Source organism: Actinomadura graeca (assembly GCF_019175365.1).
In the GTDB taxonomy this organism is placed as follows: domain Bacteria; phylum Actinomycetota; class Actinomycetes; order Streptosporangiales; family Streptosporangiaceae; genus Spirillospora; species Spirillospora graeca.
Window position 1 is genome coordinate 6,721,587 of sequence record NZ_CP059572.1, and the last position, 16,309, is coordinate 6,737,895.

Below are 16,309 nucleotides of genomic sequence, written 5' to 3' on the forward strand. Positions count from 1 at the left end.
CCCCCGCCGCGGCGGTGCGTCCCGGCCGCCTCGTCAGCCCACCGGGGCCGGCTTCGGCGGCGCGGGCTGCTCGCCCTCCCGGATCCCGAACCGGCCGTAGAGCCGGCGCAGCGGGCCGGGCGCCCACCAGTTCGCCGAGCCCAGCAGCCGCATGGTCGCGGGCACCAGCAGGGCCCGCACGACCGTCGCGTCCAGCACGATCGCGATGGCCATCCCGACGCCCGTCATCTTGATGAAGCTGATCCCCGAGGTCGCGAACGCGCCGATCACGACGATGAACAGCAGGGCCGCGCTGGTGATGATCGCGCCGGTGCGCTGCACGCCGGTGGCGACGGCCGTGGTGTTGGAGCCGGTCAGGTCGTACTGCTCCCGGACCCGTGACAGCAGGAACACCTCGTAGTCCATCGAGATGCCGAACAGCATCGCCAGCATCAGGATCGGCATCGACGGCTCGATCGTGCCCGTGGCGGTGAAGTCCAGCAGGCCGGACAGGTGGCCGTCCTGGAAGATCAGCACCACCACGCCGAACGTCGCCGACAGCGACAGCAGGTTCATCACGATCGCCTTCAGCGGCAGCAGGATCGAGCCGAACGCCAGGAACAGCAGGGCGAACGTCACGCCGCCGACGAACAGGGCGAGCCAGGGGAGCGTCGCGCCGATGCTGCCGAGCTGGTCGACGATCTCGGCGGTCCGCCCGCCGACGTGCGCCTGCGCGCCGGGCGGCGGCGGGACGTCCCGGACGCTGCGGACCAGGTCCCGCGCGGCGCCGGAGTTCGGGTCGGCGTCGTAGCGCAGCGCGATCCGGGTGGTCGTGCCCTTGGCGCCGGTGACGGCGGCGCCCGTCACGCCGGGCAGGGCGTCCAGGCGGTCCCCGTACGCCTGGATCGCCCGCCGGTCGGCGGTGCCGGTCACCACGGCCTCGATGGGGGCGGTGGCGTTGCGCGTGAAGCGGGTCTCCAGCGCCTCGGTGACGGCCCTGGCGTCGGTGCCGGCGGGCAGGACTTTGGCGTCGACGCCGCCCCAGTCGATCCGCAGGAACGGGGTGCCGAGGGTGATGAGCAGCGCGATCGTGGCGACCGCGTACACCACGGGACGGCGCATCACGCTGTGCGCGAGCCGCCCCCACCAGCCCTCCACCCGCCGGGCGCCGGCGGCCTTGCGGCGGCGGACCGGCAGCGCGTTCACCCGGGGCCCGAGGACGGCCAGCAGCGCGGGCAGCACGGTCAGCGCGCCGATCATGCAGACGAAGACGGTGGCGATGCCGCCGTAGCCCATCGAGCGCAGGAAGTTCTGGTCGAACAGCAGCAGCCCGGACAGCGACACCGCGACCGTGACGCCGGAGACCGCGACCGTGCGACCGGCGGTGGCCATCGTGGCGGCCACCGCGTCCTCGACGCGGGCGCGGCCGGGGTCCCGCCCGAGCTCCTCGCGGAACCGGCTCACCACGAACAGGCCGTAGTCGATCGCGAGGCCGAGCCCGAGGAAGGTCGTGATGTTCACCGCGAAGATCGACACGTCGCCGACGTAGGTCAGCAGGTGCAGCGCGGTGAACGAGCCCAGGATGGCGATGCCGCCGACCGCCAGCGGCAGGCTCGCCGCCACCAGCCCCCCGAAGATCAATATCAGCAGCACCAGCAGGATCGGCATGGCCATGGACTCGGCCCGCCCGATGTCGGACGCGACGCGCTCGTTGATCGCCCTCCCGGTGCCGACGGGGCCGCCGACCTTGGCGGTGAGCCCGCCGCCGACCGACGCGAGGTCGCCCTTGATGGCGTCGTAGACGTCCTCACGCGCGGCCTCGTCCTTGCCCGCGAGCCGCAGGACGGCGTACGCGGCCGTCCGGTCCCGGCTGACGAACTGGGGCGACCTGGTCGTCCAGAAGGTGGCGGCCGAGGCGATCTTGCCGGGCGGCAGCGCGGCCAGCGCCCGCTCGACCGAGGACCGGAAGGCCGGGTCGTCGACCGTCGTGCCCGGGCGCGCCTGGTAGAGCACCACCACGTCCGCCTCGTCGCGGCCGAGGTCGCGCTCGGCGATCTCCGCCGCGCGGGCGCTCTCACTGCCCGGCGTGTTGAAGCCGCCGGAGGAACTGAGGGCGCCGAAGACGCCCGTCCCCCAGACGGCGGCGATCACGAGCAGGACGCCCGCGACCGCGAGCACCGCGCGCCGCCGCCGGTGCACCCACCGGCCCCATCGTTCGAACATCGTCGTCACTCCCGGTTATCGCTGCTCACGCTGGTTAACGTCGTTTACTGCTAACGGTGTTAACATTGCATATGTCGTTCACTCTCGTCAATGGTGTTTCTTGCGGAATCATGCGGGGGCGGCACGGGAGGGAAGGTGGGCGAGGTGGGCACACGGCGCGACCGGTTGCGGGCGGCGACGGTCAAAGAGATCTCCGAGACGGCCCGGCGCATCCTCGTCGAGGAGGGCCCCGAGGCCGTCTCGCTGCGGGCCATCGCCCGCGCGATGGGGATGACCGCCCCGGCGCTGTACCGCTACTTCGACAGCCACAGTGAGCTGCTGCGGCACCTCGTCGGCGACATCTTCACCGAGCTGACCGAGGAGCTGCACGGCGCCATGCACGCCGTCGAGGGCACCGACATGAGCGGCAAGTTCCTCGCGGTGGCGCGCCAGTTCCGCCTGTGGGCGCTCGCGCACCCGCGCGAGTACGCGCTGCTTTTCGGCACCCCCGTCCGCGGCGCCACCCGGCAGGAGGAGGTCGACTTCGCCGAGGAGTGCGCCCGCGAGTTCGGCTGGACGTTCATGGCGCTCTTCCTGGAGCTGTGGCAGAAGAGCCCGTTCCCCATTCCCGCAGACGAGGAGATCGCCCCCGCCCTGCGCCCGCAGCTGCGCCGCTACCGCGACGACGTCCTCGGCCTCGACCTGCCGCTCGGGGTGCTCCAGCAGTTCCTGAAGTGCTGGATCCGGCTCCAGGGCGGCGTCAGCCTGGAGGTCTTCGGGCACCTGGAGTTCGCCCTGGACGACGCCGCCCCCATGTTCGAGCTGATGCTCTCCGAGGTCGGTCCCACCCTGGGCCTCACCTACACGCCTCCGCGCTGACCCGCCGATCACGTCACGTCCCTTCGCCGTGGAGGCCGGACGCGCACCACTCTCGGCGCCGCCCGGCGGCCCCGCCTCCGCCGCCGGGCCGCAGACGCGGCCGGTGGGAGGACGGCCCTCCTCCAGCCGGAGGAGCCGTCGCGGCGGGCGGGCTCCTACGATCGAGGCGTGCTGATGCGATGGACGGAGCGGGCCTTCCACGGCGGCCCCGACGGCGGCTCGGCCCCCGCGCGCCTGGTCGTGCTCACCGCGCTCGGACTCGGCGACGTGTGCCTGCTGCACCGCCCGCAGGACGCCACCGACCTCGTGATCGCGCTCACCGGGTTCGCGGCCTGCGTCGCCGGCTGCCTGCTGCCCCCCGCGTCGCGCGCCGCACCTGCCGCGCCGGTCGCGCCGGTCGCGCTGGCGGCGCTGCTGGTCCTCGGCGACGTGCTCGGCGCGCACGCCGCGATCACCCTCAAGGCGATGATCGCGTTCACGCTGTTCGAGCTGGCGCTGCGCCCGCACCGCGGCCGTGTCCTCGCCGCCGTGGCCGTCCTCGTCGCGGCGCTGCTGTGCGCGCACGCGGTCGGCACCGCGGGCGACGTCCCGCCGACGCTGTTCCGGCTCTCGGTGCTCATCGGGGTCCCGCTGCTGCTCGGCTCCTCCATCCGGCTCGCGCGGGAGAACGCGCGGCGGGCGCGCGAGGCGATGGCCGAGCAGGAGCGGCGGCGCCGGTCGGAGACCCTCGCCGCGCGTGCGGCCGAGCGCACCGTCATCGCCCGCGAGCTGCACGACCTCGTCGCGCACCACGTGTCGTCGATGGTGCTGCGCGTCGGGATCGCCCGGCACGTCCTGCCGTCCGCCGACCCGCGGGTGACCGAGGTCCTGGACGACCTGCACGCCTCCGGCGCGTCCGCGCTCGCCGACCTGCGGCACCTCGTGGCGGTGCTGCGCGACCCCGGCCTCGTCCAAGGCGAGCCCGGCGTGTCCCTGGTCGAGCGCGCCGGGCTGCCCGCCGCGCTGGAGGCGGCGCTGGAGCGGGGACGGCGGGCCGGGCTGGCGATCGACGCCGCCATCGACCCGCAGGTCACCGGGCTGGACGCCGTCCGGCGGCTGACCGTGCTGCGGATCGTCCAGGAGGGGCTGGCGAACGTGGCCCGCCACGCGGGGCCCGGCACGTCCGCGGAGCTGTCGGTGCGGGTCGACGGACAGGCCGTCCGGCTGGAGATCGCCGACGACGGCGCCGCCGGTCCGGGGCCCTCCGGCGGGCCGATCGCGCCGTTCGGGCCGTCCGGCCACGGGCTCGCCGGGATGACCGAGCGCGTCGAGCTGCTCGGCGGCACCCTCGCCGCCGGGCCGCGCGAGCGCGGCGGCTGGCGGCTGCTGGCCGAGATCCCCGCGCCGGCGCCCGCCCCCGACCCCGCGCCGGAGTCCGAGCCGTCCGAGCCGTCCGAGCCGTCCGGGCGGGCCGCGTGATCCGCGTGCTGCTGGTGGACGACCAGCAGCTCGTCCGGATGGGCCTGCGGATGCTCTGCGACTCCGCGCCCGACATGGAGGTCGTCGGGGAGGCCGGCGACGGGCGGGACGCGCCGCGGCTGGTGGAGGAGCTGCACCCCGACGTCGTCCTGATGGACCTGCGGATGCCCGGGGTCGACGGCATCGCCGCGACCCGCCGGATCGCGGCGGCCCGGCCGTCCGTCCGGGTCGTGGTGCTCACCACGTTCGACGACGACGACCACCTCTACCCCGCGCTCGCCGCGGGCGCGGCCGGGTTCCTGGTGAAGGACGCGCCGCCGACCGAGCTGCTGCGCGCGATCCGCATGGCCGCCGACGGCGAGGCCCCCTACGGCCGGGACGTCCTCGCGCGGCTGGTCGAGCAGGCGGTCCGCGCCCGCGCGGAGGCCGGCGCGGAGGCGGCGGAGGACGCGCGGCGGGCGCCCGCGGGCCTGACCGCGCGGGAGGAGGAGGTGCTGGGCCTGGTCGGCGCCGGGCTGTCCAACCGGGAGATCGCCGACCGCCTCCACCTCGGCGTCACGACCGTGAAGACCCACGTCGCGAACCTGATGCGCAAGACCGGCTGCCCCAACCGCATCCGGCTCGCCGTCCTGGCCGTGCAGACCGGGGTCACGCCCGGCTGACGGCACGCCCGGCCGACGGAGTGGACCCGCGCCCGGTGGACCCGCGCCCGGCATGACGGGACCCCGGACCCGCAGGGGCCCGGGGTCCTCGTTCCGGCCCTAGTAGGACGGGAGGCTGGGGTCGATCTGGTTCACCCAGGCCAGGACGCCGCCGCCGACGTGCACCGCGTCGCCGAAGCCGGCGTTCTTCACCACGGCCAGCGCCTCCGCCGACCGCACGCCCGACTTGCAGTGCAGGACGATCCTGCGGTCCTGCGGGAGCCGCTCCAGCGCCGAGCCGTCGAGGAACTCGCCCTTGGGGATCAGCGTCGCACCGGGGATCGAGACGATCTCGTACTCGTTCGGCTCGCGCACGTCCACCAGGAAGATGTCCTCGCCGCGGTCCTGCATGTCCTTGAGGTCGCGGACGGAGATCGTGGACTGCGCGGCGGCCTCGGCGGCCTCCTCCGAGACCGCGCCGCAGAACGCCTCGTAGTCCTCCAGCAGCTCGGTCTGCGTCGGGTTCTTCCCGCACAGCGGGCACTCGGGGTCCTTGCGGACCTTGACCGACCGGTACGTCATCTCCAGCGCGTCGTAGATCATCAGCCGGCCGACGAGCGGCTCGCCGATGCCCGCGAGGAGCTTGATGGCCTCGTTCACCTGGATCGAGCCGATCGACGCGCACAGCACGCCGAGCACCCCGCCCTCGGCGCAGGACGGCACCATGCCGGGCGGCGGCGGCTCGGGGTACAGGCAGCGGTAGCAGGGGCCGTGCTCGGCCCAGAACACCGACGCCTGCCCGTCGAACCGGTAGATCGAGCCCCACACGTACGGCTTGCCGAGCAGCACGGCCGCGTCGTTCACCATGTACCGGGTGGCGAAGTTGTCGGTGCCGTCCAGGATCAGGTCGTACCCGCGGAAGACGTCCAGGACGTTGTCGCGGTCGAGCGCGGTGTTGTGCACCACCACATCGATCAGCGGGTTGATCTCGCGGACGGTCGCGGCGGCCGACTCGACCTTCGGCTTGCCGAGCGAGGACTGCCGGTGGATGACCTGGCGTTGCAAATTGGACTCGTCCACGACGTCGAAGTCGACGACGCCGAGCGTGCCGACCCCGGCGGCGGCGAGGTACATCAGGGCCGGGGACCCGAGGCCGCCCGCGCCGACGACCAGGACCTTGGCGTTCTTGAGGCGCTTCTGCCCGGCCATCCCGACGTCGGGGATGATCAGGTGCCGCGAGTAGCGGTTGACCTCGTCGCGGGTGAGCTCGGCTGCGGGCTCGACCAGAGGTGGCAACGACACGGTGGATGCTCCTGTGCTGACGCTCGGCTTGGGACGGGGGCGGACGTGTTCGTCCTCTCGGCACAACCTTGCCATGTCCAGGGGAATTCCCGGACGGCGGCGTCCCGCCGGGCACCGGACGGGTGCCTTACCCCGATGTCAGGGCGGATTGTTGTCCACCGCGGCTAATCTTGGCTGTTGTGGCATTCCTGCCCTCCTCCCAGCAGCCGCCCCCGCGGCGGCCCCCGTACCCGCCCGGCCCGCCCGCCGCCGACCCGCGGCGCCCGCCTGCCGGACCGTTCGGGGGCATGCCCGCGGGCGCTCCCCCCGGGATGGCGGTGCCGCCCCCCGGCCCCAAGATCACCGTGCTGGGGCTGCGCGCGCGGCAGTGGATGGTCGTCGCCATCGTCCTCGCCGCCGTCTACCTCGTCACGACCGCCGTCGCCCTCACCGGGGCCTGGACGACCCTGCACCGCGACCCCACCAACGCCGAGCTCCAGCGCGCCGCGAACGCCGAGGTGGCGCGGCGCTGGCAGGCGTGGACGGTCGAGCGCGTCTTCCCGGGCCGGATCAGCTACACCCCCGACGAGGGCCGCAGCGAATACGCGACGCGCACGGGCGTCGTCCCCGACACCGCCTGCGAGCAGGCCGTCGACGCCGGGATCCTGACCACGCTGCGCAAGCACGGCTGCAAGGCGGTGCTGCGCGCCACCTACACCGACCAGCTCGAAGGGATCGTCGTCACGGTCGGCGTCGCGGTCTTCCCCGACCCCTGGGAGGCCGACCGCGCGTTCAAGGAGCTCCCCGACTCGCACGGCCCGGACGGGACGGGTTCCGTCCAGCCCGCGCTGAAGGCCGCCGCGTTCCCCGGGACGGCGTCCGCCACGTTCACCGACGCCGCGCGGCAGGACCGCACCTTCGACCGCGGCGGGCCGTACGTGGTGCTGACCACCTCCGGCCAGAGCGACGGGCGCCCCGCGAAGGCCATCACCAAGAAGCGCCCCGGGGAGCCGTTCGGCGTGGCGCCGCAGATCGGCCACACGATCGCGCGGGCGATGTCCATCCGCTCCCTGCCGGACTGCTCCAGCCGGGAGTGGCGATGCTGACCCGGGCGCGGGCGGCGCGCGCGGCCGCGGCCGTCCTCGCGGCGGCGGTCACCGGGGCGTGGCTGGTCCCGGTGACGGCGCACGCCGACGAGGTCCGCCGGCGGCAGAAGCCGATCCTGGACGTCCTGGACATCCACGCCGCCTGGAAGGTCACCCGCGGCCGGGGCGTGACGGTGGCGGTGGTCGACACCGGCGTCGACGCCGGCCACCCCGACCTGTCCGGGTCGGTCACCACGGGCCCGAACATGCTCGCCCCGATCGACGCGGGGACGAAGCCGGCCCGCATGCACGGCACCAACATGGCCTCGCTGATCGCCGGGCACGGCCACGGCGCGGGCGGCGGCTCCGGCGTCATCGGGATGGCGCCCGAGGCCCGCGTCCTCGCGATCCGGGTGATCGGCGAGAAGGAGGACGCCAGCTTCCGGCGCTTCCGCACCGACGAGCGGGCCAAGAGCGCGGTGGCGCGCGGCATCCGCTACGCCGCCGACCACGGCGCCGACGTCATCAACCTCTCCCTCGGCGAGAACCAGGAGTCCTCGGAGGAACGCGCGGCCGTCGGCTACGCCATCGGCAAGGGGGTCGTGGTGGTCGCGGCGGCCGGCAACGACGGCGACGAGGGCAGGCTCCTCGACGGCGACGGCTTCGCGCCCTACTCCTACCCCGCGTCCTACCCGGGGGTCATCGCGGTCGCGGCGACGGACGCGACGCACGGACGGGTCCCGTTCTCCAACCGCAACTACTCCGTCCTGCTCGCCGCGCCCGGCGTGGGGCTGCCCGTCGCGGCGCCGGACGGCAACTACTACGTCAGCGGCGGCACCAGCGACTCCTGCGCGATCGTGTCCGGGATCGCGGCGCTGATCCGCGCCAGGCACCCGAAGCTGCCGCCCGCGCTGGTGTCCCAGGCCCTCGTGGCGGGAACCCGCTACGGGCCCGGCGGCAGGTACGACCCGGAGGTCGGGTTCGGCGAGGTCAACGCCCAGCGCGCCCTCGCCGCCGCGGACACGCTGACGTCCGGCCGCACCGGCGCCGTCGCCGGGAAGGCGCCCCGCGAACGGTTCGGCGGCGCCCGGCCCGGCCCGGTGGAGGTCATCGAGCGGCCCGGCTGGGTCACGCCGCTGATCGTGACGATCCTGGCCGTCGGCGCCGGAGGCACGCTGGCGGCCGCCGCGATCTCGGTCGCCTTCGCCCGCCGCCACCCCCGCCCGGCCCTGTCCGGTATGCCCGGCGCCGCGCCGTCCGCCCCCCGGAGCTTCGGCGCACCGGGTCTCGGCCCGCAGGAATACCGCCCGCGGGGACACGGCCCGCAGGGGTACGCCTCGCAGGGGTACGGGCCGGAAGGGTACGGGCCGCAGGGTGCCCGGCCGCCGTCGCCGTCCGCGTCCCGCCCCTCCTACGATCCGGCGGGCCCGCCGCACGCGCGCCCGCCGTCCGGTGCGCCGTCGTTCGCGCCCCCGGGCGCACCCGCGGACCCGCGTCCCGGCCCGCACACCGACCCGCCGGAGGAGCCTCCTGCCGGTGGGAGGATCGGGTGATGTTCGCTGAACCCGACGAGTACGCCGAAGCGGTCCTGGACGCCGTGGAGCGGATCCCGCCGGGCCGCGTCCTGACCTACGGCGACCTCGCCGAGCTGGTCGGACGCGGCGGGCCACGGCAGGTCGGCCGCGTCATGTCCCTGTACGGCGGCGCCGTGCCGTGGTGGCGGGTCATCCGCGCGGACGGCCGCCCGCCGAGCGGCCACGAGATCCGCGCCCACGAGCACTACCGCGCCGAGGGCACCCCGCTGCGCCCCGCCGGCGACCGCGTCGACATGGCCCGCGCCCGCTGGGACGGCCCCGGCCCGGCGGCCCCCTGAGCCCGCCCTGATCCGTCCACCCGGGCTGCGACGCCGACGTCATCGGCGCGCCGCCCGTGCTGCGCGCCGAGCCGCGTCCGAGGGTCCCGCGAGCGGCCGCGCGCCACCCCGTGAGCACCGGGAACACAGGTTCTCGTGCGCGACATGCGTGCTTTGTGGTCCGAACAGCCCCGGTGATCTGCTCCAATGAAATGTTGTGCCGTCTGCTTCCTACCGTCTCGTGCGCCGCGCGGGTCCCGCGCGGTCGGTCCCGCCCGTGCTCGACGAGCAGCAGCGGCGGGTCGTCGAGCATGCGGGCGGGCCGATGCTGGTGCTGGCGGGGCCGGGCACCGGCAAGACGACCACGATCGTCGAGGCGGTCGTCGACCGGATCGAGGCGCGCGGCGCCGACCCCGAGCGCGTCCTGGTCCTGACGTTCAGCCGCAAGGCCGCGGGGGAGCTGCGGCAGCGCATCACCGGGCGCCTGCACCGCACGACGCGGACCCCGCTCGCGCTCACCTTCCACAGCTACGCCTACGCGCTGCTCCGCCGGGACGCGGTGCTGAACGAGGAGCCGCCGCCGCGGCTGCTGTCGGGGCCCGAGCAGCTGCTGGAGGTCCGGCGCCTGCTGGAGGGCGAGCTGGCGGACGGCGCGCGGGACTGGCCGGAGCGGCTCCGCGCCGCGCTGGCGACCCGCGGCTTCGCCGAGGAGCTGCGCGACTTCACGCTCCGCGCGGTCGAGCGCCAGTACTACGCCGAGAGGCTGGAGGGCCTCGGCCGGGTCCGGGGCCGCGACGACTGGCCCGCCATCGCCGCCTTCATGGAGCGCTACGCCGACCGGTTCCTGCTCGACCCCGTCCCGACCTACGACTACGGCGAGCTGATCCAGCTCGCCGCCGGGATGCTCGCCGACGAGGAGGTGCGGATCCGCGAGCGCGACGCCTACGACGTCGTGTTCGTCGACGAGTACCAGGACACCGACCCCGCGCAGGAGGCGCTGCTGCACCACCTCGCGGGCGAGGGCCGCGACCTCGTCGTCGTCGGCGACCCCGACCAGTCCATCTACGGGTTCCGGGGCGCCGACGTCCGCGGCATCCAGGAGTTCCCCGACCGCTTCCGCACGCTGGACGGCGATCCGGCGCCGGTGGTCGCGCTGCGCACGTGCCGCCGCATGGGCCCGGAGATCCTGGAGGCGTCCCGCCGGATCGCGCGCCGCCTGCCCGCGGGCGCCGCGGGCGCCGCCGAGCACCGCGCGCTCCGCCCGCCCGACGGCACGGAGCCCCGCGAGGCGCCCACCCCGGGCACCCGGCACACCCCCTCGGGACCCCCCGACGAAGTACGCGCTGTGTCTGTCAGGGGGGGCGCCCCCCCTGTACCCCCCGACGAAGTGCGTGCTGTGATAGCGGACTCCGAAAGCCAGGAGTCCGCCCTGGTCGCCGACGAACTGCGCCGCGCGCACCTCCTCGACGGCGTCCCGTGGTCGCGGATGGCGGTCCTCGTCCGCAGCGCGGTCCGGCAGGTCCCGGTACTGCGCCGCGCCCTCGCCCAGGCCGGGGTCCCGGTGGTCGTCGCGGGCGACGAGGTGCCGCTCGTCTCCGAACCCGCCGTCCGCCCGTTCCTGGTCCTCCTGCGGGCGGCGCTCAAGAAGGGCTACCTGGACGAGGTCGTCGCCGAGGACCTGCTCACCGGCCCGCTCGGCGGCGCCGACGCGCTCGCCATGCGGCGCCTCAAGCGGGCCCTGCGCGACCTGGAGGAGCTGTCGGGCGGGCAGCGTCCCCTGGGCGAGCTGCTCGTCGCGGCGGTGAACGACCCCCGCGAGCTGGTGCCCGTCCACGAGAAGGTGCGGGCCCCCGCCGAGCGCGTCGCGCACCTGATCGAGGTCGCGCGGCGCAGCGTCCACGACGGGGGCAGCGCCGAGGACGTGCTGTGGGCGGTGTGGAAGGAGAGCGGCCAGGCCGAGACCCTGCTGGCGCAGAGCGTGAAGGGCGGCACGCGCGGCGCCGCCGCCGACCGCGACCTGGACGCCGTCGTCGCGCTGTTCGACCACGCCGCGCGGTTCGTCGACCGTCTCCCGCAGGCCGGACCCGAGCTGTTCGTCGACAACATCGCCGCGCAGGAGATCGCCGGGGACACCCTCGCCGAGCAGGCGCCGGAGGGCGAGGCGGTCCGCATCCTCACCGCGCACCGCTCCAAGGGCCTGGAGTGGGACGTCGTCATCGTCGCCGGAGTGCAGGAGGGGGTGTGGCCGGACGTGCGGCTGCGCGGCTCCCTGCTCGGCGTCGAGGAACTCGTCGAGCACGCCGCCGGGGCCGAGCCCGACGGCGCGGAGGCGGCGGGCGCGTCGATGGCCGCCAAGATGCTGGACGAGGAACGCCGGCTGTTCTACGTCGCCGTCACGCGGGCCCGCAGGCGGCTCGTCGTCACCGCCATCGGCGGCGACGACACCGAGGAGCGGCCGTCCCGGTTCCTCGACGAGCTGCTCCCCGGCGCGATCGAGCAGTCCCAGCTCGACGAGAAGACCCGGTGGCTGTCGCTGCCCGCGCTGGTCGCGGACCTGCGCTCGGTCGTCGCCGACCCGTCCCGCCCCGGGCCGCTGCGCCGCGCCGCCGCCGGGCACCTGGCGCGGCTCGCGCGGGCCGGCGTGCGCGGCGCCAGGCCGGAGAACTGGTACGCCATCACCGCGCTGTCCGACCCGGGCCCCGCGTTCGCCGAGGACGAGCAGATCACGATCTCGCCGTCGCAGGTCGAGGCGTTCACCACCTGCGGGCTCCGGTGGCTGCTCGCCTCGGCGGTCGGCGCGCAGGAGGGCGGCCCCAACGAGTTCAGCACCATGGGCAAGGTCATCCACGCGGTCGCCGAGATGGCGGGCGCCGACGACGGGATCGCCGAGGTCCACGTCGCCGAGCGGCTCGACGAGATCTGGAACGACCTGGACTTCCGCAGCGCCTGGTACTCCGACAAACAGCGCGAGCAGGCCGCCAGGATGGTCGACAAGTTCCTGTCCTGGCACCGCGACAACCCCAACGAGGTCGTCGCGCTGGAGGAGTCGTTCAAGGTCGACCTCGGCCGTGTCGTCATCAAGGGACGCATCGACCGCGCCGAGCGCGACGAGCACGGCCGCGCCGTCATCATCGACATCAAGACCTCCAGCAGCGCCGTGCCGAAGGAGGACCTCGCCCGGCACCCGCAGCTCGGCGTCTACCAATACGCGGTGATGCTCGGCGCGTTCGAGCGGCACGGGCTCATCGAGCCCGGCGGCGCCAAGCTCGTCCAGGTCGGCAAGGCCGCCTTCGCCGCGCGGGCCCGCGAGCAGGAGCAGCCGCCGCCCGGCGACGACGCCGACCCCGACTGGCCGAAGAAGCTCATCGAGATCGTCGCGACCGGCATGGCGGGCGAGGTCTTCCAGGCGCGCGCCAACGACAAATGCCGGACGTGTCCCGTACGGTCGTGCTGCCCGGTGCACGACGAGGGCGGACAGGTTGGCGACTAGCCCGGGGGGAGCGCGGTGATCACGCCCGGGGAGCTGGCCCGCCTGCTGGAGATCCCCGCGCCCACCGACGAGCAGGCGCGGGTCATCGAGGCGCCGCTGGCGCCGCTGGCGGTGATCGCCGGCGCCGGGTCGGGCAAGAGCGAGACGATGGCCGCGCGGGTGGTGTGGCTGGTCGCGAACGGGTTCGTGCGCCCCGAGCGGGTCCTCGGGCTGACGTTCACCCGCAAGGCCGCGGCGGAGCTGGGCGTCCGCGTCCGCAAACGGCTCGACAAGCTCCGCGAGGTCCTGCCCGGCGACGAGCTGGAGCGGCTCGGCGGCGAGACCCTGTTCGACGGCGAGCCGATGGTCTCCACCTACCACTCCTACGCCGCGCGGCTCTTCGGCGACCACGCCCTGCGCGAGGCGCTGGAACCGACGATGCGGCTGATCTCCCCGGCCGTCGCCTGGCAGATCTGCTCCCGCGTCGTGGACGCCTACAACGGGCCCATGGACCGCGTCGAATGGCAGCCCGACACCGTCACCAAGGCCGTCATGGAGCTGTCCGGCGACCTGTCGGAGCACCTGCGCACGCCCGAGGACGTCCGCAAGGTCGGGCGGTGGCTGGACGAGCGGTTCGCGTCGCTGAAGAAGGCGCTCAAGCCGCAGCGCGACATCCTCGCCAAGCACGCCGTCCGCGAGCAGCTCATGCCGCTCGTCGAGGCGTACGGGCGCGCCAAGGCCGAGCGGGAGGTCATCGACCACGGCGACCAGATGGCCCTCGCCGCGCGGATCGCCTTCAAGCACCCCGAGGTGGGGATGTTCGAGCGGTCGCGCTTCTCCGTCGTCCTGCTCGACGAGTACCAGGACACCAGCCAGGCGCAGCTCGTGCTGCTGACGTCGCTGTTCTCCGGCGGGCACCCGGTGACGGCGGTCGGCGACCCCTGCCAGTCCATCTACGGGTGGCGCGGCGCGAGCGCCGGGAACCTGCTGCGGTTCGCCCACGACTTCCCCGCGCAGCCCGCCGTCGCCGGGCGCCGTCCCGTCCCGGCGCCCGTCGTCCAGCTCAGCCGCTCGTTCCGCAACGGCGAGCGGATCCTGGACGCGGCGGCCACGATCCAGGAGGAGCTCCGGGCGGAGACGGCGGCGGTGCCGCGGCTCGTCCCCGGCGCCGGACGCGACGGGCGCGGCCGGGTCGAGTGCGCCCTGTTCACGACCGTCGAGGAGGAGGCCGACCGGATCGCCGCGCGGGTCGCCGGGCTGATCGCCGCCGATCCCGGGACCGCCCCGGACGGAGGCGTGCAGGCGGAGCCGCTCCGGTATTCCGACATCGCCGTCCTGGCCCGCAAGCGGTCGCAGTTCCCGCTCGTGCGGCGGGCGCTGGAGGCGCGCGGCATCCCGGTGGAGGTCGTCGGCCTCGGCGGGCTGCTGACCGTCCCGGAGGTGCAGGACGTCGTCGCGACCCTGCGCGCCATGCACGACCCGACGGCCGGCGCGTCCCTCGCGCGCCTGCTCACCGGGCCCCGCTGGCGGCTCGGCCCCCGCGACCTCGTCGCACTGGGCCGGCGCGCGCGGACGCTCGCCCAGGAGGCCGCCCGCGACGTGACCCCTCCCGCGGCGCCGGCGCCGTCCGCCGAGGCACCTCCGCCCGGCGACGCCACGTCCGATGCCGTCTCGGGGGACACGCCCGGTGACGGCCCGTCCGAGGGCGGGGCGGGCGGCGACCCGCTGCGGCAGCTCGTCAGCGAGCTGAACCAGGAGACCGGCAGCCTGGTGGACGCGCTGGACGACCTCGGCGACCCCGCCGCCTACTCGCCCGAGGGCTTCGGACGGCTGCGGCGGCTCCGCGACGAGATGCGGGGACTGCGGGGCCAGGTGGGGCTGCCGCTGCCCGACCTGGTCACCGAGGTGGAGCGGACGCTCGGGCTGGACATCGAGGTCGCCGCCCGGTCCGGCCTCGACCCGGTGACAGCGCGCGCCGACCTGGACGCCTTCGTCGACGCCGCCGCCACCTTCGCCGGGGACGCCGAGGACCCCACGCTCGGCGCGTTCCTCGCCTACCTCAAGGCCGCCGAGTCCGAGGAGTTCGGGCTGGAGGCCGGGCGGGTTGGCGAGACCGACAGCGTCAAGCTCCTCACCGTCCACGCGTCCAAGGGGCTGGAGTGGCCGGTGGTCGTCGTCCCGGGGCTGTCGTACGTGCCGCAGAAGAACGGCGGCCCCGCGAAGGGCTCGGTGTTCCCGTCGCCGCCGCAGAACGCCACCCGCTGGACCGCGAACCCGCGCGTCCTGCCGTTCATGCTGCGCGGCGACCGCGCCGACCTCCCCCCGCTGAACGGCCTGGAGAAGGACGACCTCGCCGCGTTCGAGCAGGCGTGCGCGGAGCGGGACCTGCGCGAGGAGCGGCGGCTCGCCTACGTCGCGGTGACCCGCGCGTCCGCCCTGCTCATCACCACCGGGTACTGGTGGGGCGCGTCGGGCCGCCCGCTCGGCCCCTCGCCGTTCCTGGAGGAGGTGCGGGCGGTGTGCGTGGCGGGCGCGGGGACCGTCGCGGTGTGGGCCGACCCGCCCGGGGAGGACGCCGCCAACCCGCTGCTCGCCGACCCCGACGAGGCGCGGTGGCCCGCCGGCCCGGGGGAGCGGGGCGGCGCGACCGCGCGGGAGCGGTACGCCGCCGTCGTCGAGGGCGCCCGCATGGTCGAGGACGCGATGGCCGGGCGGGCGCGGCACTGGGCGGGCAACGACGGGCTGTCCGGCGCCGACCGCGGCCGCATGACGGCGTGGGCCCGCGACGTCGAGCTGCTGCTCGCCGAGCGGGACCGAGGCCGGGGCGGCGACGGGCTCCTGGTCGAGCTGCCCGCGAACCTGTCGGTGTCGTCGCTGGTGTCGCTGGCGCGGGACCCGGCGGCGCTGGCCCGCCAGATCCGCCGGCCGATGCCGCGCCCGCCCGCCCCCTACGCGCGCCGCGGCACCGCGTTCCACGCCTGGCTGGAGGGCCGCTGGGGCCAGCAGCGCCTCCTGGACCCCGACGAGCTTCCCGGCGCGGCCGACGAGGGCGCCGCCGACGACGCGCAACTGGCGCGGCTGCGGGAGCGGTTCGAGGAGTCGGAATGGGCGTCGCGGGAGCCCCTGGACATCGAGGTCCCGTTCGAGACCGTCATCGGCGACCGGCTGGTCCGGGGCCGGATGGACGCCGTCTTCCGCACCCGGGACGGCGGGTACGAGATCGTCGACTGGAAGACCGGCGCCCCGCCCCGGGAGGACGACGCCGGGCCCGCGTCCGTCCAGCTCGCGGCCTACCGGCTGGCCTGGGCGGAACTGGCGGGGGTGGAGATCGGGCAGGTCAGCGCGGCGTTCCACTACGTGGGCGCGAACGTCACCGTCCGTCCCGCCGACCTGCTGGACGCGGCGGGCCTCGCCGCGCTGCTCGACGGCATCCCGGCCGGCTGAGCGGCACCCACCGCACTGT

The 16,309-nt window shown here is 75.1% G+C and carries 10 protein-coding genes; 8 read left to right on the forward strand and 2 right to left on the reverse strand.

Annotated features, from left to right (window positions below):
• Positions 1–33: 33 nt before the first annotated feature.
• Positions 34–2,202, reverse strand: coding sequence for an MMPL family transporter (locus tag AGRA3207_RS29810; protein WP_231330456.1), 2,169 nt, complete (start codon positions 2,200–2,202; stop codon positions 34–36).
• 144 nt (positions 2,203–2,346) lie between these two features.
• Here AGRA3207_RS29810 and AGRA3207_RS29815 point away from each other — a divergent pair, with 144 nt between their 5' ends.
• The 3 genes from AGRA3207_RS29815 (at position 2,347) to AGRA3207_RS29825 (ending at position 5,180) form a co-directional block, all read left to right on the forward strand.
• Entirely contained in the window at positions 2,347–3,060 is a 714-nt protein-coding gene (locus AGRA3207_RS29815; RefSeq protein WP_231330457.1) for a TetR/AcrR family transcriptional regulator, read from the forward strand.
• A 174-nt stretch (positions 3,061–3,234) separates the two neighbouring features.
• Positions 3,235–4,518 (forward strand): sensor histidine kinase, encoded by a 1,284-nt coding sequence (locus AGRA3207_RS29820; protein ID WP_231336435.1) that lies wholly within the window; start codon positions 3,235–3,237, stop codon positions 4,516–4,518.
• A complete protein-coding gene (locus AGRA3207_RS29825) occupies positions 4,515–5,180 on the forward strand; it encodes a response regulator transcription factor (RefSeq protein ID WP_231330458.1) in 666 nt (221 codons plus the stop codon). The genes AGRA3207_RS29820 and AGRA3207_RS29825 overlap by 4 nt, the downstream gene beginning before the upstream one ends.
• Before the next feature lie 99 nt (positions 5,181–5,279).
• On the opposite strand, the gene moeZ is transcribed toward AGRA3207_RS29825, so the two are convergent.
• On the reverse strand, positions 5,280–6,461 hold the full coding sequence (gene moeZ, locus AGRA3207_RS29830; RefSeq protein ID WP_231330459.1) for an adenylyltransferase/sulfurtransferase MoeZ: 1,182 nt from the start codon (positions 6,459–6,461) through the stop codon (positions 5,280–5,282).
• Between the two features lie 179 nt (positions 6,462–6,640).
• Here moeZ and AGRA3207_RS29835 point away from each other — a divergent pair, with 179 nt between their 5' ends.
• The 5 genes from AGRA3207_RS29835 to AGRA3207_RS29855 all read left to right on the forward strand — a co-directional run bounded on the left by AGRA3207_RS29835 (position 6,641) and on the right by AGRA3207_RS29855 (position 16,290).
• Complete coding sequence (locus AGRA3207_RS29835; protein ID WP_231330460.1) at positions 6,641–7,546, forward strand: hypothetical protein; 906 nt, start codon at positions 6,641–6,643, stop codon at positions 7,544–7,546.
• Positions 7,540–9,078: a S8 family peptidase gene (locus AGRA3207_RS29840; protein WP_231330461.1), complete on the forward strand. Its 1,539-nt coding sequence runs from the start codon at positions 7,540–7,542 to the stop codon at positions 9,076–9,078. Before AGRA3207_RS29835 ends, AGRA3207_RS29840 begins: the two co-directional genes overlap by 7 nt.
• Positions 9,078–9,398: an MGMT family protein gene (locus AGRA3207_RS29845; RefSeq protein ID WP_231330462.1), complete on the forward strand. Its 321-nt coding sequence runs from the start codon at positions 9,078–9,080 to the stop codon at positions 9,396–9,398. The genes AGRA3207_RS29840 and AGRA3207_RS29845 overlap by 1 nt, the downstream gene beginning before the upstream one ends.
• Before the next feature lie 196 nt (positions 9,399–9,594).
• The gene (locus tag AGRA3207_RS29850) at positions 9,595–12,867 is read left to right on the forward strand and encodes an ATP-dependent helicase (protein ID WP_231330463.1); all 3,273 of its coding nucleotides are present in this window, start codon (positions 9,595–9,597) and stop codon (positions 12,865–12,867) included.
• Between the two features lie 15 nt (positions 12,868–12,882).
• Positions 12,883–16,290, forward strand: coding sequence for an ATP-dependent helicase (locus AGRA3207_RS29855; protein WP_231330464.1), 3,408 nt, complete (start codon positions 12,883–12,885; stop codon positions 16,288–16,290).
• Positions 16,291–16,309 lie beyond the last annotated feature (19 nt).

Bases quoted from the DNA above. Each gene is read 5' to 3' on its own strand.
- AGRA3207_RS29810 (WP_231330456.1), bottom strand. From the start codon at position 2,202: ATGTTCGAACGATGGGGCCGGTGGGTGCACCGGCGGCGGCGCGCGGTG.
- AGRA3207_RS29820 (WP_231336435.1), top strand. From the start codon at position 3,235: ATGCGATGGACGGAGCGGGCCTTCCACGGCGGCCCCGACGGCGGCTCG.
- AGRA3207_RS29840 (WP_231330461.1), top strand. From the start codon at position 7,540: ATGCTGACCCGGGCGCGGGCGGCGCGCGCGGCCGCGGCCGTCCTCGCG.
- AGRA3207_RS29845 (WP_231330462.1), top strand. From the start codon at position 9,078: ATGTTCGCTGAACCCGACGAGTACGCCGAAGCGGTCCTGGACGCCGTG.